Origin of the sequence: Exiguobacterium sp. H66, assembly GCF_018618705.1 — a bacterium.
GTDB lineage: Bacteria > Bacillota > Bacilli > Exiguobacteriales > Exiguobacteriaceae > Exiguobacterium_A > Exiguobacterium_A oxidotolerans.
This window is the reverse complement of sequence record NZ_JACSMQ010000004.1, coordinates 41,704-63,387: the sequence shown is the minus strand read 5'-3', so window position 1 is coordinate 63,387 and position 21,684 is coordinate 41,704. Positions and strand designations below refer to the sequence as shown.

General features: G+C 49.1%; 20 protein-coding genes and 1 riboswitch. Of the genes, 8 read left to right on the top strand and 12 right to left on the bottom strand.

Features of this window, described 5'->3' with window-relative positions; genetic code table 11:
- The first annotated feature begins 45 nt into the window (after positions 1–45).
- From ahpC to KNP88_RS08245, 3 genes are all read left to right on the top strand, one after another.
- The gene (gene ahpC, locus KNP88_RS08255) at positions 46–609 is read left to right on the top strand and encodes an alkyl hydroperoxide reductase subunit C (RefSeq protein WP_028105377.1); all 564 of its coding nucleotides are present in this window, start codon (positions 46–48) and stop codon (positions 607–609) included.
- Between the two features lie 14 nt (positions 610–623).
- On the top strand, positions 624–2,153 hold the full coding sequence (gene ahpF, locus KNP88_RS08250; RefSeq protein WP_088838267.1) for an alkyl hydroperoxide reductase subunit F: 1,530 nt from the start codon (positions 624–626) through the stop codon (positions 2,151–2,153).
- Between the two features lie 350 nt (positions 2,154–2,503).
- The gene (locus KNP88_RS08245; RefSeq protein ID WP_214893196.1) at positions 2,504–3,046 is read left to right on the top strand and encodes an ECF transporter S component; all 543 of its coding nucleotides are present in this window, start codon (positions 2,504–2,506) and stop codon (positions 3,044–3,046) included.
- A 61-nt stretch (positions 3,047–3,107) separates the two neighbouring features.
- Here the strand turns inward: KNP88_RS08245 and KNP88_RS08240 are convergent, their stop codons facing one another.
- Together KNP88_RS08240 and KNP88_RS08235 are read right to left on the bottom strand one after the other, a co-directional pair.
- Positions 3,108–4,601 (bottom strand): malate:quinone oxidoreductase, encoded by a 1,494-nt coding sequence (locus KNP88_RS08240; RefSeq protein WP_214893194.1) that lies wholly within the window; start codon positions 4,599–4,601, stop codon positions 3,108–3,110.
- Between the two features lie 208 nt (positions 4,602–4,809).
- Positions 4,810–6,180 carry an amino acid permease gene (locus tag KNP88_RS08235; protein WP_214893192.1) on the bottom strand — a complete coding sequence of 457 codons (1,371 nt, stop codon included), beginning with the start codon at positions 6,178–6,180 and terminating at the stop codon, positions 4,810–4,812.
- Between the two features lie 165 nt (positions 6,181–6,345).
- Positions 6,346–6,421: riboswitch (glycine riboswitch) on the bottom strand.
- A gap of 214 nt (positions 6,422–6,635) precedes the next feature.
- On the opposite strand from KNP88_RS08235, the gene KNP88_RS08230 reads away from it, so the two are divergent.
- Complete coding sequence (locus KNP88_RS08230) at positions 6,636–7,178, top strand: histidine phosphatase family protein (RefSeq protein ID WP_214893190.1); 543 nt, start codon at positions 6,636–6,638, stop codon at positions 7,176–7,178.
- On the opposite strand, the gene KNP88_RS08225 is transcribed toward KNP88_RS08230, so the two are convergent.
- Entirely contained in the window at positions 7,164–8,147 is a 984-nt protein-coding gene (locus KNP88_RS08225) for a PD-(D/E)XK nuclease family protein (RefSeq protein ID WP_214893188.1), read from the bottom strand. The two genes, KNP88_RS08230 and KNP88_RS08225, sit on opposite strands and share 15 nt — an antisense overlap.
- Before the next feature lie 248 nt (positions 8,148–8,395).
- Here KNP88_RS08225 and KNP88_RS08220 point away from each other — a divergent pair, with 248 nt between their 5' ends.
- Positions 8,396–9,640 carry an MFS transporter gene (locus KNP88_RS08220; protein WP_214893186.1) on the top strand — a complete coding sequence of 415 codons (1,245 nt, stop codon included), beginning with the start codon at positions 8,396–8,398 and terminating at the stop codon, positions 9,638–9,640.
- Between the two features lie 50 nt (positions 9,641–9,690).
- On the opposite strand, the gene KNP88_RS08215 is transcribed toward KNP88_RS08220, so the two are convergent.
- Genes KNP88_RS08215 through KNP88_RS08205 form a run of 3 tightly spaced genes read right to left on the bottom strand, consistent with a single transcriptional unit; the run spans position 9,691 to position 11,232 of the window.
- Positions 9,691–10,221, bottom strand: a complete 531-nt coding sequence (locus tag KNP88_RS08215; RefSeq protein WP_214893184.1) for an NUDIX hydrolase — start codon at positions 10,219–10,221, stop codon at positions 9,691–9,693.
- Positions 10,222–10,731 (bottom strand): LURP-one-related/scramblase family protein, encoded by a 510-nt coding sequence (locus KNP88_RS08210; RefSeq protein WP_214893183.1) that lies wholly within the window; start codon positions 10,729–10,731, stop codon positions 10,222–10,224.
- Between the two features lie 21 nt (positions 10,732–10,752).
- Positions 10,753–11,232, bottom strand: a complete 480-nt coding sequence (locus tag KNP88_RS08205) for an LURP-one-related/scramblase family protein (RefSeq protein WP_214770286.1) — start codon at positions 11,230–11,232, stop codon at positions 10,753–10,755.
- A gap of 160 nt (positions 11,233–11,392) precedes the next feature.
- Here KNP88_RS08205 and KNP88_RS08200 point away from each other — a divergent pair, with 160 nt between their 5' ends.
- Positions 11,393–12,979: an FMN-binding glutamate synthase family protein gene (locus KNP88_RS08200; protein WP_214893182.1), complete on the top strand. Its 1,587-nt coding sequence runs from the start codon at positions 11,393–11,395 to the stop codon at positions 12,977–12,979.
- Between the two features lie 139 nt (positions 12,980–13,118).
- Positions 13,119–14,114 carry a tRNA dihydrouridine synthase gene (locus KNP88_RS08195; RefSeq protein WP_214893181.1) on the top strand — a complete coding sequence of 332 codons (996 nt, stop codon included), beginning with the start codon at positions 13,119–13,121 and terminating at the stop codon, positions 14,112–14,114.
- A gap of 48 nt (positions 14,115–14,162) precedes the next feature.
- Here the strand turns inward: KNP88_RS08195 and KNP88_RS08190 are convergent, their stop codons facing one another.
- The 6 genes from KNP88_RS08190 to KNP88_RS08165 all read right to left on the bottom strand — a co-directional run bounded on the left by KNP88_RS08190 (position 14,163) and on the right by KNP88_RS08165 (position 20,626).
- Positions 14,163–14,687 (bottom strand): FixH family protein, encoded by a 525-nt coding sequence (locus tag KNP88_RS08190; RefSeq protein ID WP_214893180.1) that lies wholly within the window; start codon positions 14,685–14,687, stop codon positions 14,163–14,165.
- A gap of 59 nt (positions 14,688–14,746) precedes the next feature.
- The gene (locus KNP88_RS08185) at positions 14,747–17,521 is read right to left on the bottom strand and encodes a glycoside hydrolase family 3 protein (protein WP_214893179.1); all 2,775 of its coding nucleotides are present in this window, start codon (positions 17,519–17,521) and stop codon (positions 14,747–14,749) included.
- On the bottom strand, positions 17,518–18,621 hold the full coding sequence (locus KNP88_RS08180; protein WP_214893178.1) for an alpha/beta hydrolase: 1,104 nt from the start codon (positions 18,619–18,621) through the stop codon (positions 17,518–17,520). The genes KNP88_RS08185 and KNP88_RS08180 overlap by 4 nt, the downstream gene beginning before the upstream one ends.
- 255 nt (positions 18,622–18,876) lie before the next feature.
- On the bottom strand, positions 18,877–20,073 hold the full coding sequence (locus tag KNP88_RS08175) for a DUF4317 domain-containing protein (protein ID WP_214893177.1): 1,197 nt from the start codon (positions 20,071–20,073) through the stop codon (positions 18,877–18,879).
- A 126-nt stretch (positions 20,074–20,199) separates the two neighbouring features.
- Complete coding sequence (locus tag KNP88_RS08170; RefSeq protein WP_214893175.1) at positions 20,200–20,379, bottom strand: hypothetical protein; 180 nt, start codon at positions 20,377–20,379, stop codon at positions 20,200–20,202.
- A gap of 28 nt (positions 20,380–20,407) precedes the next feature.
- Positions 20,408–20,626: a hypothetical protein gene (locus tag KNP88_RS08165; RefSeq protein WP_214893173.1), complete on the bottom strand. Its 219-nt coding sequence runs from the start codon at positions 20,624–20,626 to the stop codon at positions 20,408–20,410.
- 401 nt (positions 20,627–21,027) lie between these two features.
- Here KNP88_RS08165 and KNP88_RS08160 point away from each other — a divergent pair, with 401 nt between their 5' ends.
- Complete coding sequence (locus KNP88_RS08160; protein ID WP_214893171.1) at positions 21,028–21,660, top strand: HNH endonuclease family protein; 633 nt, start codon at positions 21,028–21,030, stop codon at positions 21,658–21,660.
- Positions 21,661–21,684: the final 24 nt, after the last annotated feature.

The window sequence follows — 21,684 nt, the reverse complement described above, 5'->3', positions numbered from 1 at the left end:
ACTAGAACAGATTCTTAAATAGAACCCAACAGGAGGATTTTTATCATGTCTTTAATCGGAAGTGAAGTAAAACCATTTAGTGCATCAGCATTCCACAACGGAGAGTTCGTCGATCTTACAGACGCTAACCTTCGTGGAAAATGGAGTGTCGTTTGTTTCTACCCAGCAGACTTTACATTCGTTTGCCCGACTGAGCTCGAAGATCTTCAAAACCAATACGCAGCACTCAAAGCGCTTGACGTTGAAGTGTACTCCGTTTCAACAGATACGCACTTTACACATAAAGCTTGGCACGAAACTTCAGAAACAATCGGTAAAATCGAGTACGTCATGATTGGTGACCCGTCACACGTCATCTCACGTAACTTCGAAGTCTTAAACGAGCAAGACGGACTTGCTGATCGCGGAACGTTCATCATCGATCCGGACGGCGTCATCCAGACTGTTGAAATCAACGCGGGTGGAATCGGCCGTGATGCAAGTACACTCGTCAACAAAATCAAAGCAGCACAATACGTGCGCAACAACCCAGGTGAAGTTTGCCCGGCGAAATGGGAAGAGGGTTCTGCAACACTCACACCTAGCCTTGACCTCGTAGGGAAAATTTAAGGAGCGGATTTGAGATGGCTTTAGCAGCAGATATTAAAGCACAACTCGCTCAATACCTCGATTTGTTAGAAGGAGACATCGTCCTCGCCGTCAGCGCCGGGACGGACTCCGTCTCACTCGAGATGAGCGAACTCGTCGAAGAAATCGCGAGTATGTCACCACGCATCAGCATCGAACAGGCGACGCTTGCCCGGACACCGAGCTTCAGCGTTAACCGCGCTGGTGAAGTAAGTGGAATTACGTTCGCAGGAATTCCGCTCGGTCACGAGTTCACGTCACTCGTCTTGGCTTTGCTCCAAGTCAGTGGTCGTGCGCCGAAGATTGATGCGCCTGTCATCGAACAAATCAAAGGCATCAAAGAGACGTATCACTTCGAATCGTACATCAGCCTCAGCTGTCACAACTGTCCGGATGTCGTCCAAGCCTTGAACGTCATGAGCGTCCTCAACCCGAACATCAGTCACACGATGATTGACGGTGGCGCGTTCAAAGAAGAAGTCGAGCAAAAAGAAATCATGGCGGTCCCGACGGTCTTCGTCAACGGCGAAGCATTCGGGAACGGACGGATGTCACTCGAAGAGATTCTGGCGAAGCTCGGTACGGGTACAGATGCAGCCGATTTTGCTGACAAAGATCCGTACGACGTCCTTGTCGTCGGTGGTGGTCCTGCCGGTTCAAGTGCTGCGATTTACGCAGCACGTAAAGGCATCCGGACCGGGATCGTCGCAGAACGTTTCGGTGGACAAGTCATGGATACGATGAGCATCGAGAACTTCATCAGCATGAAGTACACGGAAGGTCCGAAACTCGTCGCGAGTCTTGAAGAACACGTCAAGGAGTATGGCATCGATGTCATGAACCTACAACGGGCTACTCGCCTCGAGAAAAAAGACCTCGTTGAGCTGGAACTTGAGAATGGTGCGGTCCTCAAAACGAAAACGTTGATTTTGTCGACAGGTGCACGCTGGCGTAACGTCGGTGTCCCAGGCGAACTTGAGTTTAAGAACAAAGGTGTCGCGTACTGCCCACACTGTGATGGTCCACTCTTCGAAGGAAAACGCGTTGCGGTCATCGGCGGCGGTAATTCCGGTGTCGAAGCGGCAATCGACCTCGCAGGTCTCGTCAAACACGTCACGGTCCTTGAGTTCGCACCTGAACTGAAGGCAGATGCAGTTTTACAGCAACGTCTCGCAAGTCTTCCGAACGTCACGGTCGTCGCAAACGCCCAGACGAAGGAAATCACGGGGACGGATAAAGTAAACGGCATCACCTATGTCGAGCGTGAAACAGGCGTTGAACAACACGTTGAGCTGGAAGGCGTCTTCGTCCAAATCGGTCTCGTGCCGAACACGGACTGGCTCGGTGATACGGTGGAACGCAACAAATTCGGTGAAATCCTCGTCGACCGTCATGGTGCGACGAATGTCCCTGGTGTATTCGCAGCAGGTGACTGTACCGACAGTGTGTATAAACAAATCATCATCTCGATGGGCTCAGGCGCGACAGCTGCACTTGGTGCCTTCGATCATATGATTCGCAATTAATCGTTTAAACGTCTTGCTTCGGCAAGGCGTTTTTTGATTGCAAAATCTAGTATGAACAGAAGCTCCATCAACTAAAGAGGATTTTTCCCGTGCTTTTCTCGGGCGAGGCGCAAGCCGCGGCTTTTACGACCAACAGGTCTTAAAGCCGGGTCTCACCTGCCTCTGACAGCGTGTAAACACGCTTTTCCCGTAGAAGTCACGGGAACTCCTCTTTTACGTCTATACTTTCGTTAGTAAAGATTAAGATTCAAACTGACCCCTATAAATTGTTCGATATTGACACTTTTAGCTAGTCCAGTATTTTGATAGATTTAAGCTATTCAAAATCTATCATAAAGAAGGTCTGACTCATGCAAAACGCAACACCGTATTCGAGCACTCGTACCCGGCAACTCGTCATCACTTCGATGTCGATTGCACTTGTTCTTGTCGCAACAATGTTCATCAATATCAAATTGCCAATCGCAGCGAACGGTGGACTGATCCATATGGGAACAGCCATGTTATTCCTGATTGCGATTTTATTCGGTCCACGTACAGCACTTATTGCCGGCGCCGTCGGAATGGGATTATTTGATATTTTGATGGGCTATACGATTTGGGCCCCTGGTACCATTATCGCTCGTGGACTTCAAGGATTGATCGTTGGTTACATCGCTTGGTCCGGTGGTCGAAAAGGAACGAATGTCGCATTCAATTTGATCGGGATGCTCGCTTCGGTTCCTGTCATGGTGGCTGTTTACTTTGTTCACGAAGGAATTGCCTTTAGCAGCTGGGTCGCTCCATTCGGTTCAATCACGGGGAACCTCATTCAGAATGTAGTCGGAATTCTTGTTGCGATTCCGGTCGGTATCGCTTTGAAGAAAACACGTTACTTCCGCCAACGCGGATAATCGACAGCAAAAGCCCTGTCTCCTAACACATTAGGAAACAGGGCTTTTTCATTTGTCGTTTTTAATGAATCGGTTGTGCGGCTGTTAATTTAAGTGTCTCGGTCGTTTCCGCATGGATTTCGTCAAACAGATCGGGGTGTGCAACAAGCGATGTTCCGTATGACGGAATCATCTCTTTGATTTTAGCAGTCCAACCGTCGATTTGATCCGAGAAACATTTCTCGAGCACTTCGAGCATGACCGGTACAGCGGTCGAAGCTCCCGGTGACGCACCGAGTAAGGCCGCAACGGACCCATCCGCCGCACTGACAACTTCCGTTCCGAACTGGAGCGTCCCTTTTCCTTGTGGTGTATCTTTGATGACCTGAACGCGTTGTCCCGCGACGACGACATCCCAGTCTTCAGTTTTTGCGTTCGGAATGAATTCACGTAGCTCGTTCATCCGTTGTTCTGTCGAAAGCAGCACTTGTTCAATCAAATATTTCGTTAAGCCCATTTCTTTTGCTCCGGCAGCAAGCATCGTCAGGACATTGTTCGGTTTGACGGACGCGAGCAAATCGAGATTCGAACCGGTCTTAAGGAATTTCGGTGAGAACCCGGCGAACGGTCCGAATAACAGTGATTTCTGCCCATCGATGTACCGTGTATCCAAATGCGGGACCGACATCGGAGGTGCTCCGACTTTCGCCTTCCCGTACACTTTTGCATGGTGCCGTTCCGCGATGTCCGGATTTTTACAGACGAGGAACAGACCGCTGACCGGGAATCCGCCGATTTGTTTTGATTCGGGAATCCCTGTTTTTTGGAGCAATGGCAGACTGCCGCCACCGCCGCCGATAAAGAGGAATTTCGCCGTATGATGTTCAATCCGGTTGTCCTGTTCGTTTTTGACTTTGACTTCCCAGCCACCGTCGACTCGTTTCAAGTCTTCGACGCCGTGCCCATAATTGATTTCAACGCCCTGTCCTGCGAGGTGCGTGAATAAAATCCGTGTCAGCGCACCGAAGTTGACGTCTGTCCCCGAATCAATTTTTGTTGCAGCGATCGGTTCCGGTGACGTCCGCCCTTCCATGATGAGCGGAATCCATTGCTTCAACTGCTCCGGATCATCGGAAAATTCCATCCCTTTAAAGAGTGGATTCGCTGATAGCGCTTCCAATCGTTTTTTCAGAAACTCGACGTTTTCCGCTCCTTCAACCATACTCATATGCGGAATCGGCATGATGAATTCTTCCGGATTCGGTAAGACGTTTTCTTTGACGAGATGCGACCAAAACTGGCGTGACAGTTGGAATTGTTCATTTACTTTCACGGCTTTACTGATATCGATCGTTCCATCTGCATTCTCTGTCGTATAGTTGAGTTCACATAACGCGGCATGACCCGTGCCCGCATTGTTCCACTCATTCGAACTTTCTTCCCCTGCGCTCGGTAACTTCTCGAACACTTTAATTGTCATGTCAGGCGCAAGCTCTTTTAATAAGACCCCTAGCGTCGCACTCATGACTCCTGCACCAATCAATATTACGTCTGTTTGTTTAGGCATACTGCTCATGATATCCTTCCTATCCCCGTTGATATTATGGACCTGCCATGAAAAATAGAGCGCTCTCATGACGACAACTTACCTTTCCATTATAACCCTATCACAGGTCGTTCATATATTAAAATATTGGGTGTTTGTCCCTAAAAAAATCATCCGAATTGCTGCAACGAAAAAGAAAGGCGCCTCTCTTCCTATATAGAAGAAAAGCGCCTCATTTTTACGCACTATGCCGTTCTGCTTTTTGATGCTTTTTCATCCTCAACTGATACAGGACAAACAATCCGATAAACCAAACCGGTGTCAGGAGTAAGGCCGGACGGGTTTCATCCGCGACGAGCATAACGACGAGGATCAGTCCGAACAATCCGAGGACGAGGTAGTTGACGAGCGGTGTCCACGGTGCCTTGAACGTTGACGCCGCATGCAGTTCCGGTTGTGTTTTCTTATATTTCAAGTGACAGACGAGAATCACACCCCAGACCCAGATGAAACAGATTGCGCTGATCGTCGTGACGATGCTGAAGGCCTGTCCCGGAATCAATTTACTGAGTAACGCTCCGCCCGACACGACGAGTGTCGAGATGAACAAGGCGTTTGCCGGGACATGGTTTTTGTTGAGCTTCGAAAAATTAGCGGGTGCTTGTTTTTGATTCCCTAAGTTGTACAGAATCCGACTCGTCGAGAACATTCCGCTGTTACAGGCCGAGGCAGCAGACGTCAAGACAACGAAGTTGATGACGCCGGCAGCAAGCGGGATTCCAATCAAGCTGAACGTTTTGACGAACGGACTTTCCGTCGCATTTAGTCCCGTCCACGGATTGATCATCAGGAGAACCAGTAACGCCCCGACGTAGAAGAACAGAATCCGTAACGGAATCTTGTTAATGGCAGATGGAATGTTCTTTTTCGGATCGGCTGTTTCCGCTGCTGAGACCCCGATTAATTCAACTCCGACATAGGCGAAGACGACCATCTGGAAGGACAACAGGAAGCCGGTCACACCGTTCGGGAACATTCCGCCGTGTTGCCACAAATTACTGACGGTTACAGGACCTGAATCGGTTTGGAAACCGATGATCAGTAAGACGATCCCGACACCAATTAAACCTAAAATCGTAATGACCTTAATCAAGGCGAACCAAAATTCAAGTTCCCCAAACAGTTTGACTGTCAGTAAATTAAAGCCGAGTAAAATCAGGAGCGAGATCACAGCCGGAATCCACTGCGGAATATCGAACCAGTATTTCACGTACACGCCGACCGCAATGACGTCCGCCATCGCCGTCATGATCCAGCAGAACCAATACGTCCAGCCGGTCACGAACGCGGCACGTGGACCGAGATAATCTTCTGCGATGTCCGTTAATGATCCGTATCCGGCTTTTGACAATAACAATTCTCCTAGTGCCCGCATGACAAAGAAAATCGCAATCCCGACGAGTAAATACGCAAAGACGATCGATGGTCCCGCGAGTTGAATCGCTTTCCCAGATCCTAAAAACAATCCTGTCCCAATCGTTCCCCCAATCGCAATCAACTGGACGTGCCGATTCGATAAATCCCGTTTCAATCCTTCTTGTTGTTCCAAACCTGAACTCCTCCTTGAATGCTTTCTCTAGTTCCCCCGGTCGGACTGTTCTGTCAGTCCAACAAAAAAAAGAGACTGGACGGGTGTCCAATCTCAAAAAAATCATCAGAATAGCAAATAATCATCCTTTGACTGGCGACGCCAATTCAAAGAATCAAGATTTAGTACTACTCTTCTGTCCTTTTGCCTGAGATTGTGAACCCTTCGGCGCCGCATATACGGTCTCTCCAGAAGCTGCTCCTGCCATAGTGTGACCCATGACAATCATAGCTTTCTCTTTTATTCGGTTGCTGAGGTGACATAATCACCTGAATTGTTTTTAATACTAGTAATCTTATGATTGTTTGTCAACCGTTTTATAAAATCTTTCATTTCTTCTTTCATAGACTGAAACAGGAATCGATGTTGATTTTCTAGAAGAAGGAAATCACTACAGTCGAATTAGGAGGATTATCATGAAAAAAATTTACTTGATTCGCCACTGCGAAGCATCCGGACAAGAACCGGACGCTCCGTTGACGGAGAACGGCCATAGACAAGCTAAAGAATTGGTTTCTTTTTTTGAATCCCGTTCCGTCGATCGTATCTTATCAAGCCCTTTTCGCCGAGCAATTGAATCAATCGAAGCTGTTGCTTTTCAGAAAAATTGTCCCATTGAAATCCAAGATGACTTGCGCGAACGTGTCCTGAGTCGTCAACCACTGACCGATTGGCAGGAGCATCTCCAAAAGACGTTTACCGACTTTGATTACGCATGTCCCGGTGGAGAAACGAGCGCAGAAGCGACGCGGCGAATCCAAGACGTCCTGAATGACGTTTGGTCCCACTCTGCTGAGACGAGTGTTCTTGTCACACATGGCAATCTGCTTGCACTATACCTCCACTCACTCGATGTCTCTTTTGGTTTTGAACAAGGACAACAACTTCGCAATCCCGATGTATTTCTCGTGACAGAAGTTGACGATGCTCTCGTTTTCGACCAGTTAGATCTCTTCTGATTCCACTGATTGGTTGTACCGACCGTAACGTTCGAGTTCAAAAACGGTTTTCTCGAAATCGAGTAAGCCGTTTTCTTGAAGTTGTAAATAATTTTCGCGATAGGCAATCGTCATATTTTTACCCGTACTTATCCTTTTAGGTCTTTTTAAGTCCAACTCATACTCAAAAGAGTCTTTTAATAGGCTAGACATACACGTGTCACGATAGGCTTTGACGTCATCGTTTGTTTTCGCTTCAATCTTCGCACGCAATACCGTTTCTTCCAGTTGCCAGTAATGATTTTGTCGCTCATTTCCCTTCCACCAAAACCCCCAAAATCCACCTCTTGCGTTTGCTATGTAACCCCACTTCCCATCAAGCATGTCTTGTAAATCACGATAAAACCCTTGCCAGGAGAATGTTGTCCATTCCGCGACCGGAAGCGTTTTATACGAATTGATCTCATCGTCCAGCCGCTTCAGATGTTGAAGATAGTCTGCTAAAATCGCATTCTTCGGAAGCTTCCAATCATCATGTTCTAAAATCTTAATCATTTCTTGGCGTGTGAACAGTTGATAACCTGCTTTATGAATACTCCGATGATTTGACTGCTCGACAATTTTGTAATAAATCGGCAAAGGGATACAGTCTCGTGTTACGACATTCGTTTTTACTTCTTCCAAGTAACGTTCGAGTTGTCCGGAATGTTCTGAAGTGAATGTTTTATCTTCAATTAAGATTGCATATTTTTCATTAATAATGGCTAATATATCTAATCCTTTAAATTGACGAATGATGCGGACTTGATGAATGGTTTCTTCTAAGGAACGGTTATGTAGTGAAAACACTTTATGAATAAACCGTGTCGCAACACGATGTAACTCCTGATCGACTGAATGCAGATCCGCTTCCCCCCACTTCAGCAGCCAACATAAAAAAGCATCTTGTGACAGTTCGCTCGTGGCGTAATCAAATAAATTAGGCTTCATCAATAGAGACCCTCCTTTTCCTTTTATTAATTATATCCAATAAATGGATTAAACGACTACAGTATTAATTCATTCTTTTAACGAATGAATTAAGTTTATATTCATGCCATTTACTTATAGTTCTTATAAGATATATCTATTTTACTTCCCCTTCGAACTCGACTACATTTAACGAATTGATAACAAAGTGAAGTAGTTCGAATCCCTGTCTCTACAGGGAATTGTCTTAAGAAAAGAAGGGGTACATTATGTCTACACAAGCAAGTCACGCACGAAAAGGGTATTTGATGATGGCTGTTCTCTGGTTCGCGTATGCGACGTTCGCCATGAACTGGGTCGCCGGTTCCTCATTAACCCCGCAAATCACGGCTCATTTTTTCGGAGACCGGACCGTTGACCCGCTGATTTCACAACTCGTCAACTACTCAATCACGACCGCACGCGTCTTTGCGAACATCCTGGCGGCACTCATCCTGATGAAACTGGGACCGAAAAAAGCACCGATGCTCGCCCTGTTGTTTCTGATGATGGCGATCGTCGCCATTTATCTGCCGAACTACTGGGCCTATACGGCAGCACGAATGGTCATGGGTCTCGGCGGTTCGATGGTCATCGTCTACATGAATCCGGTCGTCACCCGCTACATCAGTGATCCGACGGAAAAACTGCGAATCAATGCACTCAATACCGTCTCGTATAACGTTGGTGCGTTCGTTGTTTCATTACTGTTTACGTTTTTTGCGACCCAGTTCACGAACAACTGGCAACTGACATTGACGATTTTTGCTGCGTTGACAGCTGTCCTATTCCTTGCTTGGTTGATGTTCAGTGAAGAATTTGACTTAAATGCAGCAAGCGATCAAAATGAAGTCGTCACGGTCTATGGCTATCGCGATGCCATCAAAGACAGCTTCTTATGGAAGTATGCGATTGCATTCGGCGGTTTCTTGACGCTCTACATTTTGTCACTCGTCGGTCTCAAACCGGTGTTCGATACGTACACCGAACTGAACGGTTCACTCGTCAACCTGCTTGTATCCGGTGCCGGCATCATCGGAACTTTTGTTGGTCTGAAAATCGGCAGTCGCGGAACACCGCGAAAACCGATTCTCCTGACCAGCGGACTCATCATGATTGGCAGTTTCATCGTTACGGTTGCGTTCGGCAACATCTTGCCACTCGTTTCGTACATCTTTGCCTTCATTTCCGGTTTTGCGATGTACATCCAGTATCCGATTTTCATGAACTTGGCACATGAGATGAAAGGGATGACACCACAAAAAATCACCGTCCTCTTCGGTCTGTTTTGGGCAATCGCTTATGCGACACAGACGATTTTTACCATCATTTGGAGCTATGCCCTCGGTCATATGGGCTATACCGTCTCGATGGTCGTCTTTTTCGTCAGCTGTTCGACTTATCTGCTGTTCAGCTTTTTCTTACCTGAAACAAAACCGAAGCAGACGCAACCCGCTTCGAAAAAAACGGCGTAACATTGCAAAAACCCATCGTGTTTCCTGACGGAAATACGATGGGTTTTTAGTTACAATAACGCGTATGATGTGATGTTGCCGCGTTGCTTACGTAACGCGAACAATGTCGAAACCAAACCTTCATGATACGGAATGAACGTCCCTGCTTGAATCCGGGCGATGATTTCCTCCTCCGTCGCCCAGGCGACAGCTTGCACTTCTTCCTGTTGCAGGACGAGCGATGATAAATCAACATCCCTTTCGATTAAGTAGATGTCATCAAATCCCTCGTCAAAATGTGACGTCAAATGCGGGCGCATGCCCTCAAAATCGTAACGCAGGCCAATCTCTTCAAACAGCTCCCGTGCTGCCGCCTGCTGGCTCGTGTCTCCCGCGACCGCACTTCCCCCGACGGTCAAGTCCCATAAGTTGGACCAGCCTTCTTTGAAAGGTTGCCGTTGCTGAATCAACATTTCGCCGCTTGAGTTAAACAGACAGACGTGCACGACTAGATGATAATCGCCGTCTTGTAACTTCTTTCCCCGTGTCCATGTCCGTCCTGTTTTCTCGCGGTCCGCGGTATAGATATCCCATTGTTCCATTTACTTCTTCCCCCCTGCCCAATTGTCCGCAAACAGCGTCGAGACCGTTTTGTCTGCTTTCGCCCGGTCGAGTCCGAGCACGACACTTAAAAACAGTGTCTCCGCCGTCTCGTCGAACAGTGTCAGTTCGTACTGTTTGCTGAGACGAACCCACCGTCTTTTGCCTTGCCCGATTTTGTTTCCTTGATACGTGACACTAAACGTCATCGTCGCCCAGTTGATGTCGATCTGCAGGTCCCGGCTGTCAATCCTGTAATCCGCAAACATCAAAAACCCGGTTTTTTGAATGGTCGCAACGACACGTCCGTCCACTTCCACAAGGATATGCGGCAGCATACTGAACGTCTGTTTCGTCACGCGGCCGACCTCGGCTGCTTCTTGCACGAGTTGCCAGTTTTTCTGCATTTGCAACAACTGCCCGGTCACTTCATGCGTGACGTGTCCGGCTTCATCTTCAATCGTAAAACGACGGTTCAAATCCATCGTCTGGTTCATCAAAAGTGCTTTCATCGGTTCCTCCCTGAGTTCGGTTTATGAACTTGCCTCTTCGTCCTCTTTGACACAGTCAATTGCGACGACCAGCGCAATCAACACCTTCTCGACATCAGGATCAAAGACTTGAATCTCGTAACTGTCGCCAAACGTGAACCATTTTTTCTCGACGCTTCCGACGACTTCACCATGACGTTTGATTTGAAAATCCATGTCCCACCAATCGCCGTCGATTTCTAAATCTGCCGCGTCAATCGTGTAACGGTCTTTAAAGAATGTAAATGATTTTTCGATCGTCAGTGTTTCGCCATCGACCTCAACAAAAAATTTCGGCAACAGGCTGAATACTTTCTTCGTGATGACGGCGACTTCTTCCCCGTCGACGCTCGAAATCGAAAAGGTCTTCGGAATCTGCATGAAGCTTCCTTCGACGAGATAGACATCCTGTTCCTGCTGATCTTGAATCGAAAAACGTCCCCGTAAACTGAATACTTTCTGTTTCATGTAAAGTGTGTGCATGGCTCTTCATCCTTTCGAAATTCAGAAGTTTTACTACTCTACGCATCGTTCCAGCATTTAGTTTCAACACAATACGAATATTTCACATAGTTAGTTATGTTTGTTAGCGTCTCGTGAGTGGTATCGGATTAAGACTACAGTTCGCTTAGGAGGTCCACTCATGCCCATCCATACCGTCATCTTGATTACCTTACTTCTGCTCGTTGCGCTCGTCTTCATCGTCCCGCTTATTGTCGTTCTCTACTTATGGGCGACCGATTCACGTCAAAAAGAACATGCCGTCCTCCGAAATTTTCCCGTCCTCGGTAAAATGCGTTATATCTTAGAAAAGATGGGTCCGGAACTTCGGCAATACCTGTTCTTAAACAATAATGAAGGGAAACCATTTTCCCGAAACGATTACAAATCAGCCGTCATCGCCGGTAAATACAATTCACGGATTCTCGGTTTTGGATCAGAACGTGACTTCGATGAAGCCGGTTTTTATATCCAGAATGCCCTCTTTCCGACGAATCGTGATGAACTCCGGGTCGCGAACGATAACAAAGTCCCGACCTACTTATATGAACTCGATCAAGATAATTTATTCACCCGGAAAGAACATCTCGTCGAAAAACAAGTCGCGCCCTTTTTATTACGGGACGACGACGCCCCGATCATCGGTGAAGCGACGTGCCGCCAGCCGTTTCAAGTCCGCGGACTGATTGGGCAATCAGCGATGAGCTTCGGTGCACTTGGAGACCGGGCAATCACTGCGCTGTCGATTGGCCTCGGACGTGCCCAAGGCGCCTGGATGAACACGGGCGAAGGTGGTCTGTCCGACCACCATTTAAAAGGCGACGTCGATATCATCTGCCAAATCGGGCCTGGACTGTTTGGCGTCCGGACGGAAGACGGTGACTTTTCATTCGAAGAATTTGAACAGAAAAGTCGAATTCCTCAAGTCAAAGCATTTGAATTAAAACTTGCCCAAGGTGCAAAAACGCGTGGCGGGCACCTCGAAGGCGAAAAAGTCACACCGGAGATCGCCAAGGTCCGGAAAGTCAAATCCGGTGTCGGCATCGATAGCCCGAACCGCTTTAATGAGTTCAAGACGAACGCCGAGATACTGGCATTCGTCGAGAAGTTGCGTGACATCGGCGGGAAGCCGGTCGGCCTCAAAATCGTCGTCGGGAAAGTCGATGACATCAAGGATCTCGTCGCCTATATGGCGGAGTCCGGCAAACATCCCGATTTCATTACGATTGACGGCGGCGAAGGCGGGACCGGGGCGTCGTTCCAGGAGCTCGCCGACGCGGCGGGTCTTCCGATCAAATCGGCCCTCCCCTATGTCCATCAGCTCCTCGTCGCATACGGGATTCGCGACCGGATCAAACTGTTTGCGTCCGGTAAGTTGATCAGTGCTGATAAGATTGCCGTCGCCTTAGGGCTCGGTGCTGATTTCGTCAACATTGCCCGCGGCCTGATGTTCAACGTCGGTTGCATTCAGGCGCAAGTCTGTCACACAAACCATTGTCCGGTCGGTGTCGCGACGACGGATCCGAAACTGCAAAAAGCCCTCATCGTCGACGAGAAGAGCTTCCGGGTGACGAACTACATTATCTCGCTTCGGGAAGGGCTCTATAATTTGACGGCAGCGGCCGGACTTGAAAGCCCGACGCAACTGACGGCTGAACACATCATCTACAAGGACCAAAATGGTCATGTCACGAAAGCAACGGCGCTGAACTACAATCCACTGAAATGATTGACGCATGCAAGCGGCTGACTCCTACGCCATATAGAGTCAGCCGCTTGCACTTTTTCCGCAATACGCTTAAAGTATATAGTTGATGAAATTTTAATTGTGCAAAACGAATTACCTTAAGGAAAGGGTTTTATATACGATGAAAAACAACTTTTGGCAGGACTTGCCACGACCATTTTTTGTACTTGCACCAATGGAAGATGTCACCGACGTCGTCTTCCGTCACGTCGTCGCGAAAGCAGCGCGGCCGGATGTCTTCTTCACTGAATTTACGAATACGGAGAGTTACTGTCATCCGAAAGGCAAACAGAGTGTCCGCGGACGCCTCGAGTTCACGGAAGATGAACAGCCGATGGTCGCCCACATTTGGGGCGACAAACCGGAATATTTCCGTGAGATGAGTATCGGGATGGCGGAAATGGGCTTTAAGGGCATCGACATCAACATGGGCTGTCCGGTCCAAAACGTCGCCGTCAACGGAAAAGGATCAGGCTTGATCAACCGTCCCGACGTTGCGGCTGAACTGATCCAAGCAGCGAAAGCCGGCGGTCTACCTGTCAGCGTCAAGACGCGTCTCGGCTATTCGAAAGTCGAGGAGTGGCACGACTGGTTACGCCACATTCTCGAGCAGGATATCGCCAATCTGTCGATTCACCTGCGGACGCGTAAAGAAATGAGTGCCGTTCCGGCGCACTTCGAACTGATTCCGGAAATCAAGAAACTCCGCGATGAAATCGCGCCGCAGACACTCTTGACGATCAACGGAGACATCAATGACCGTCAGCACGGTCTGGAACTCGTCGAGCAGTACGGTGTCGACGGTGTCATGATCGGTCGCGGGATTTTCCATAATCCGTTTGCCTTCGAAGTCGAAAAGAAAGACCACTCGAGCGAAGAATTGTTGGATCTGTTGCGTCTGCAACTCGACCTGCATGATCAGTATTCAGCGGAATTCGAACCCCGTCTCTTCAAACCGCTCCGCCGGTTCTTCAAGATTTATGTCCGCGGTTTCCGCGGGGCGAGCGAATTGCGTGCCCGTTTGATGGAGACGAATTCAACGGACGACGTCCGGGCGCTGCTCGACGAGTTCGTCGAACAGGAAGGCATTCACGCCGTCAATTCGTTTTCGATTTAATGTAATCATGTAAAAGAGCAAGGCCCCGCGCCTTGCTCTTTTTTGTCGTCAGTTCGCTTCCGCTTCCAGTCGAATCTTTAAACAGGTGAATTCAAATGGTGTGTCGCAGGTCACCCGTTCGAGCCGCCGTTTTCCGACACGCCGGTCGAGCAAGGCAAAGCCGCGGATGAAGGCATGGGGATGCGTCAACGCCTCTTCAATCGAGAGCGTCGGATACAGCAGCAAATTCTGTTGGACGGCGTAATTGGCATGCCACCCTTCTTGCTCCAACTCCCGTTCAATTTGCTGGTCTAATTCACTTGATGCCTTATACCAGTCTGATTGAAAGATTTCCAACGTAATCCGTTCCGGCTTTTTCGGTAACCGTGCTTTTGCTAACGCATAACGTCGGTCTGCCTCCAACGTAAAACGTAAATCTTCCGCCTTAAAAAAGGGTTCTCCATCCAGCGTCATCCAGACTCGAGCTTCGCCGTCATGAAAATGACGGTCGACTGTCGCATAGAGATTTATACGTGATTCAAGGGAAGGTGCGACGAACGACAGCATCTGTTTTTTCATTTTTGAGAATTGCATCAGGCCCTCCTTTTCCACACATCAAAGACCAGGCATCAACTGACTGCCTGGTCTTTAGTTTACCCGTTTTTCATATGGAACGATTCCGTTAACGTAAAGGTGATGTTTTTCAGTTCAAGCCCACCAAGCGCAAAGTAGAGCTTAAAGTAGTTGTGCGGATTAAAGACGAAGACGTCTTTCGTCTGCGTCATCCATTCGCCGTTTGTCCCGTTGAACGTAAACGTCGCGACCGGCATGTTGTTCGCAAACAACGTCACCGGCATCTGCGCGAGTTCCCCCGCGTACGACCGGGCTTCGAACGTGACGTGATACATGCCCGTTTCTTCTGCCGTCACGGCAAAGACGTGACTGCTTCCGGTCGACGTATCGAGTTCGTCGAAGACAATCGGAACACCACTCTGAAGTTGCTGGTGCGTCACCGCCTGTTCGTGCAGATCATCCGTTTCTTCCGGTAATCCGGTGACGTCGACCGTCGCTTCCCGACCAAGCGTTCGCTCCATGACCGGTGACCGGAGGATGAACTGACAGATGTTCGCCGCACTCCGTAACAACTCCGCCCGTGTCAACGTCCCGTCTGCAAGCGACGACAACGTATCATCCTCAAACGGATTCGCCCCCGGTTCCCCGACGACCATGTAGAGATCGTTTTGCGAACGGACCATCGTCGCCGTCTGTTGCCGGTTGGCGTCCGTTCCTTCGGCATTGATTTTCGCCCACCAGTCGGTCATGACGACACCGTCAAAGCCCCACTCGTCACGGAGAATCCGGGTGTTCTGATCATAGAGTCCTGCGGTCCAGAGACCATTGACGGCACCATACGTCGTCATGATCGCATACGCCTGTCCGCGTTTGACGGCATGTTCGAAACCTTTGAGATAAATCTCACGTAGTGCCCGTTCCGAGACGATTGAGTCCAGGTCGTGACGATGGAACTCCTGGTTGTTGGCACTTAAGTGTTTGAGTGTTCCCGTCACGCCGACCCGGTGCATGCCGTCCAGTTCAGCGACCGCCATCATCCCCGTCAGGTGCGGATCTTCCGAGAAGTACTCGAAGTTTCGGCCGTTGAGCGGATGACGGTGAATGTTCATGCCCGGTCCGAGCAAGGTATCGACGCCGTTTTTCCGAAGTTCAAGACCTGTCATCTCAAATAAGTCAGCCACGAGCTCGACGTTAAAGGTCGAGGCGACAAGCGTCCCGTTCGGAAGTGAAAAGGCTTTTGTTCCGATATCCATCCGGATGCCGGACGGACCGTCGGCACAGCAGGCTGCCGGGATCCCGAACGCCGTCAGCCGGTCGGTCACGCCGCCAAACGCCGCCGCTGTTCCCGGTGTGACACGCGGTGAATTCATCCCTTCACCGCGGACGATCGCGGCGAGATCCTCATCCGTCAGCTGATCGAGGAACACGTCGAGTGATGTCTTGCCTTCTGAGACGTCCTTCAATGTCAGTCCTTGATCGTCCGAATAGGTCCGCTCTGCCGGACGTTCCGCTAAGCGACGGGCTTCCGGATCAACCGTCCGCAACGGTGTCGCTTCGTACGACACGTCGTAACCGGTCTCCGTCTGTTGCGGCTTCAAGCGGTCGAATGCCGTGACCGGTGCCATGTTTTCGCTTAACGTCTCGATCACCTGTAACTGCCCGATCGTTTGCGTGGCCACGTGCGCCGCCGTCCGGACATCTGTTCCGACGTACAGATGATATGCTCCCGCTTCGATGACGTAAGACGATTTATGACCGGTCAGACCGGAGTCATCGTAGCTCGCGTATTCCGTCAGCGGAACCGTTAAAGTCAGCGTTTCACTTTGACCCGCTTCAAGGAGTTGGGTCTTCGCGAACGTCACAAGTCCGCGCGCCGGATTGCCGAGCTTCCCTTGTGGTTTCTCAAGATAGACCTGGACGACTTCTTTTCCGCTGTGCGTCCCCGTATTCGTGACGGTGACGGTTAACGTCACCTGTTGCTCCGTCATATCGACCGTCTCGGTCGCGACATCAAACGTCGTATACGATAAGCCGAAGCCGAACGGATAGAGAACGTCGTCTTTCGCAAACGTCTCGAAGTAACGGTACCCGACATAGATGTCTTCCTTGTAGATCGCCCGGTCTTCGTGACCGAAGTACGGCGTCGACGGATACGCATCAAGTGAGCGGGCAATCGTATCCGGCAGTTTCCCGGACGGTGTGACCGCGCCCGTCAACAGATCGACCAAGGCGTTGCCGCCTTCCATCCCGCCCTGCCATCCGTACAGAATCGCACTCGGATTGAAATCGACTGCCCACTGCATGTCGATGACGTTCCCGACGTTCAGCAAGACAACCGTCTTCGGGAAGGCCTGCGAGACTTTTTCAATCAGCGTCAACTCGACGTCCGTCAGCAGGTAACTACCCGGATCCGCCGTATTATCGCGGTCTTCCCCTGCCGTTCGTCCGATCATGATGATCGCGACGTCCGATTGCGACGCTGCCGCAGCGACGATTTCATCCGTAACCGGCATTTCTTCCTGCGACCACGATTCCGCCGCCCAGCCTTCGCCTTTATCAAACGGATGATCCTGAAGCCAAGCTTCGTAGACGTCGAGCAATGACTGGTTCACGCTCAAATCCGGATGACGTTGCAGGGCTTCGAGTGGACTGACTACATGTGAGACATTGACCATCCCGCCTGATCCCGTTCCGCTCTTATAGTAGTTGAACTGATTGCGTCCGAAAACGGAAACCGTCGTCCCCGCAGCAAGCGGTAACGTCTGCAAGTCATTTTTTAACAGGACCGCGCCTTCTGCGACCGTCTTCCGGGCCAATGCCGTGTACGCGTTCCAATCCAATGTATATGTCGTCATCTGCTCATCCCCTCATTTCCTGTTGGTTGAATAAATTTTGTTTTGAGACCGTTCGCGATTTCCGTGATGCAGTCTTCTGCTTGCGGGTATTGCCCAAGTTTTTCGATGAAGGCATGATCCATGCCGTTGTACTGAATCCGTTTTGTTTTCACGCCGGCCCGTGCGAGTTTCCGTCCGTACGCTTCGCCTTCAAGACGGAGGTAATCGTACTCCGCCGTGATGAGTAATGCTTCCGGCAATCCTGCCAGCTTGTCACTGAAGAGTGGTGACACGTGCGGATCCTGTACGTCCGTCGTCCCTTGCAAATACAAGCGGTTTAACAAGCCATCCGTGTCTTCAAGGGCCGTGACGATTCCTTCAAGTAACTCACGATTTTCGTTCATCTCGTATGCGTCAAGACGCCACTCGAAGTCGTCCGTCGGCAAGGCGGCAAGGTTGACGACCGGATAGAGCAACACTTGGTACTGGATCATCTCTGTCTGTTGTTCGCGGTCAAGCAGGGCACAGACGGTCGCTAAGTTCCCGCCGGCACTGTCGCCGGCGACAGCCAGCTGCTCGCGGTTGATGCCGAGCTCATGCGCCTGTTCGTACGCCCATTTGACGGCCGTAAAACAGTCGTTCAGACCGCTCGGGAATGGATGTTCCGGTGCGAGCCGGTAATCAATCGAAATGACGACGACATTGGCCCGCTCCGCCAACAACTTACACGGGTGCTCGACCGGTTCAAGTGTCCCGCCGAAAAAGCCGCCGCCGTGAAAATAGACAACCGCCGGTAACGGTTCCGTCGACTGGGGACGGTAGATTCGTGCCGGAATCGGTTGCTCGGCACTCGGTATCGTGATGTTTTCCGTCGTGATGTCTGTCGTCGTCAGATCAGTATTGATCCAACCCATCCCGGCCCGTGCCGCTTCGAGTAAAAACGGACCTGCCGGTGAACTGTTTTGTTGCTGCTGCATCATGACTTCCCAAACCCGTGGATCGAGCACACCTTTTTCTTGACGGTCCGGTACCGGTTTGATGACGACTTCAACGCCATCTTGCAGTTCACCAGTCGTTTTTTCCGCTAACCGATCGGCCAATTGCTGATAATCCTGTCCCATGCATCTTCCTCCTTTAACTCCATCATTTGCTTGCTTATCAGAGATCATTCATTTGTAAAAATAAGTATCGAAACCGCTTTCGTAAATTGTCAAAAAAATTTCCGGGTCCCCTTTATTTTCAAAAGAGACCGCTTACAAAACCAATCATACGCATCTTTATCCGATTAATCAATCATTCTGGATGATTCCAAAAAAGCCACTCATCTTTCGCGTGCTTCCCTTGTCGGAATGACGTGAAATGAGTGGCTTTTTGACTTAACTTAAAATATTTTCTTCCGAAACAAGCTTAAAGCCGTCGATGATCGTATCTTCCTCGACTTCAATCAACAGACACTGTTTACCGTTGTAATTGACCTGTTTGATGTACTTCAAGTCTTGCGGACTGACCGTGATGTTCGCGACTTTCGTATTGATTTTAATCGACTTCGCTTCATAATTCGGGATGATGTTGCTCGCTTTCATCTCGTATGCCGTATCATCGATGACTGTCTTAAACGCCCGCTCGACCTGTTCCGTGTCGACGTCTTCGATGCCGCTCGCTTTTAAGACCCGTTCGACTTCTTTGACGTCAAGCATCGGAATCTCTTCCGGCTCGTCTTCTTTTTCATCCTCAAGCACAAGCAGGTGATTGACTTCCTCATAGACGCCGGCAAGCGTTTTGGAATCGACTTCTTCGCCGATGACGAGTTTGACGATTTCTTCAAAGACCGCTTTATCTTCTTCCGCCGTCACGATCTGGTCCCCGTTCAGGACATTTTCGATGAAGGCAAGATCCGGTTTGTTCGGTTTACTCGCCGTGTAGAGGACGCGGTTGACGTCCGCCGCATTATCGGTAAAGCACGGGAATAAAAAGCCGCCGATCGGTGAAGCGAGTTTGATGACGGGATTGATCAGCAGGTTCGACTTAAATTCGAGATCAACGTAGTCGAAGACGAGCGACTGTTTCGGCAGTTCCGTCTGATTGAGACTGCTAAGGATGAACGGCGTTGTATAGACTTCATCGTTCTTATCAACTTCCGTCTCGTCCGCCTGACGTTTCGTCGTCTTGTAATACTGCCCACGGATGAACGTGACGACGATATCGTTTTCGTACTGCACGTCCTGGACCATCTTCAGCGCAATCTGTTGCATCTGCTCCGTCCAGTCTTCCGTCTCTTCCGTGTACAGCCCTTCGTACAACAGTTGTTGCGTATGTCCGGTCGCACCTTCTTCCGGTTGCTGGAATTTGACTTCAAACAGCTTGATGTCGAGCTTACCGGTTAAAACTTTCTTGAAGTTCGCCAGGAACAGTTCCTGTTGCTCGAGTTCGAGAAAAGCGAACGACCGGCTTTCTTCATAGAAAATTTCACTCGTTTCCTTGCGGATATATACATTATAAATTTCGTTGATTTTAAGTAGTTCCGAGTCGACTTTAAAATGGCGACGAATATCACTGATGTCTTGTTTGTTCATGATGCGGTTTCAGCTCCTTGGCGTTTGAATTCCTGATGGCTCCTAAAAAAAAGAGTGCCTCCTGCTCAAATCGAACAGAGGTACCCCTTTACTATACAAGATTTGAATCAGATTCGCTGACAGAGTTCAATTCTTCGCCCGGAAACTGAATAAATAATGTCGAATTAGATAACCGACCAGAACAATCAGCAACGCGATGGAAAAGTAGACGATGAAATTCAGCGCGACCGGCAGAAAAATCGAGACGACATAAATAATCATCACCGTGACGGCATAAAACAGTAAAAATTGACTGATGGCTTTCAATGGATTGCTCCTTTCGACGGAATTCGCATTACTCCTGTTCGAATGCTCTAAAACTGTAGGAGTTCGTGATTGGTTCATGAATCACCAATTCGTAGCTGAGATCTCGTTCATTTGCTTGCTCGACAATGGATTCAATCTGAATCGTATTGAGGTGACGCTGGACGAAGACAAGTGTAATGATCATCAAGACGAGCAGTCCCGCTAAAATAAAACTTGGTGTAATGGACGTATGTAATCCTTTTTTCATCCCCTCAGCTCCTTCCTTCATTCATACGTTTTCTCTTATGTAAAGTTCCTGATTTTCCGATCAGTCTTCTTGGATGAGATAGACTCGTTGAAAATTTGTTTAAGAAAAGTTCAACTAAGTAAAAAATTATATATACAAATCATGTAAAAGAAAGCAGGTACCCTATGGTGAATCAAATCATCGGTCTCGTGTCAGTCTTCCTGATTCTCGGCTTGATTTTTATTTTTTAGTAGCTTATTTTTTCTGTTACTTTAGGCTTAATTTCCAAAAAATATTTTTGATAAAAAGTATTCAACTTTTGTAATGTTTACATGATTTCAACCCTTTTAAAAAAATTCAATGACATACTGAAAAATGTAAGAGGATTCTCTCATCATAACCTACATAAGAGGAGGCAGTTCATGTTCCAGAAACTCAAGTTACTCGCCGTATCCGTTGTCTTGTTCCTCACTGCATTTCAGTTCGACCTTTCACCCGTCTCGGCACTCCCGTCCGGACTTCCGTCAAAAGCAACCGCTCAGTCTGAATTAAATGCATTAACGGTCAAGACCGAGGGCACGATGACCGGTTACTCCCGTGATCTCTTCCCGCATTGGAGCAGCCAGGGTGGTGGATGTGACACACGCCAAGTCGTCTTAAAACGTGATGCGGATTCCTACGTCGGCAGCTGTCCGGTCACATCCGGCTCATGGTACAGTTATTATGACGGGCTGACGTTCACGAACCCGTCCGATCTCGACATCGACCACGTCGTACCGCTCGCTGAAGCCTGGCGTTCAGGGGCAAGCAGTTGGACGACGACGACCCGTCAAGCATTCGCAAACGACCTCGAAGGTCCGCAATTGATTGCCGTCTCCGCAAGCTCGAACCGTTCAAAAGGAGACCAGGATCCATCAACATGGCAACCGACACGCTCGGGTGCAAGCTGTGGTTACTCGAAGATGTGGATCCATACAAAAAGTCGCTGGGGCTTAAGTCTCCAAGCAGCTGAAAAAACAGCATTACAAACGATGTTAAACACATGTTATTACTAAAAGAAGCACACATCCGACACAAAT

Bases quoted from the DNA above. Each gene is read 5' to 3' on its own strand.
- ahpC (WP_028105377.1), top strand. From the start codon at position 46: ATGTCTTTAATCGGAAGTGAAGTAAAACCATTTAGTGCATCAGCATTC.
- ahpF (WP_088838267.1), top strand. From the start codon at position 624: ATGGCTTTAGCAGCAGATATTAAAGCACAACTCGCTCAATACCTCGAT.
- KNP88_RS08245 (WP_214893196.1), top strand. From the start codon at position 2,504: ATGCAAAACGCAACACCGTATTCGAGCACTCGTACCCGGCAACTCGTC.
- KNP88_RS08240 (WP_214893194.1), bottom strand. From the start codon at position 4,601: ATGAGCAGTATGCCTAAACAAACAGACGTAATATTGATTGGTGCAGGA.
- KNP88_RS08230 (WP_214893190.1), top strand. From the start codon at position 6,636: ATGAAAAAAATTTACTTGATTCGCCACTGCGAAGCATCCGGACAAGAA.
- KNP88_RS08225 (WP_214893188.1), bottom strand. From the start codon at position 8,147: ATGAAGCCTAATTTATTTGATTACGCCACGAGCGAACTGTCACAAGAT.
- KNP88_RS08220 (WP_214893186.1), top strand. From the start codon at position 8,396: ATGTCTACACAAGCAAGTCACGCACGAAAAGGGTATTTGATGATGGCT.
- KNP88_RS08215 (WP_214893184.1), bottom strand. From the start codon at position 10,221: ATGGAACAATGGGATATCTATACCGCGGACCGCGAGAAAACAGGACGG.
- KNP88_RS08210 (WP_214893183.1), bottom strand. From the start codon at position 10,731: ATGAAAGCACTTTTGATGAACCAGACGATGGATTTGAACCGTCGTTTT.
- KNP88_RS08205 (WP_214770286.1), bottom strand. From the start codon at position 11,232: ATGCACACACTTTACATGAAACAGAAAGTATTCAGTTTACGGGGACGT.
- KNP88_RS08200 (WP_214893182.1), top strand. From the start codon at position 11,393: ATGCCCATCCATACCGTCATCTTGATTACCTTACTTCTGCTCGTTGCG.
- KNP88_RS08195 (WP_214893181.1), top strand. From the start codon at position 13,119: ATGAAAAACAACTTTTGGCAGGACTTGCCACGACCATTTTTTGTACTT.
- KNP88_RS08190 (WP_214893180.1), bottom strand. From the start codon at position 14,687: ATGCAATTCTCAAAAATGAAAAAACAGATGCTGTCGTTCGTCGCACCT.
- KNP88_RS08185 (WP_214893179.1), bottom strand. From the start codon at position 17,521: ATGACGACATATACATTGGATTGGAACGCGTACACGGCATTGGCCCGG.
- KNP88_RS08180 (WP_214893178.1), bottom strand. From the start codon at position 18,621: ATGGGACAGGATTATCAGCAATTGGCCGATCGGTTAGCGGAAAAAACG.
- KNP88_RS08175 (WP_214893177.1), bottom strand. From the start codon at position 20,073: ATGAACAAACAAGACATCAGTGATATTCGTCGCCATTTTAAAGTCGAC.
- KNP88_RS08165 (WP_214893173.1), bottom strand. From the start codon at position 20,626: ATGAAAAAAGGATTACATACGTCCATTACACCAAGTTTTATTTTAGCG.
- KNP88_RS08160 (WP_214893171.1), top strand. From the start codon at position 21,028: ATGTTCCAGAAACTCAAGTTACTCGCCGTATCCGTTGTCTTGTTCCTC.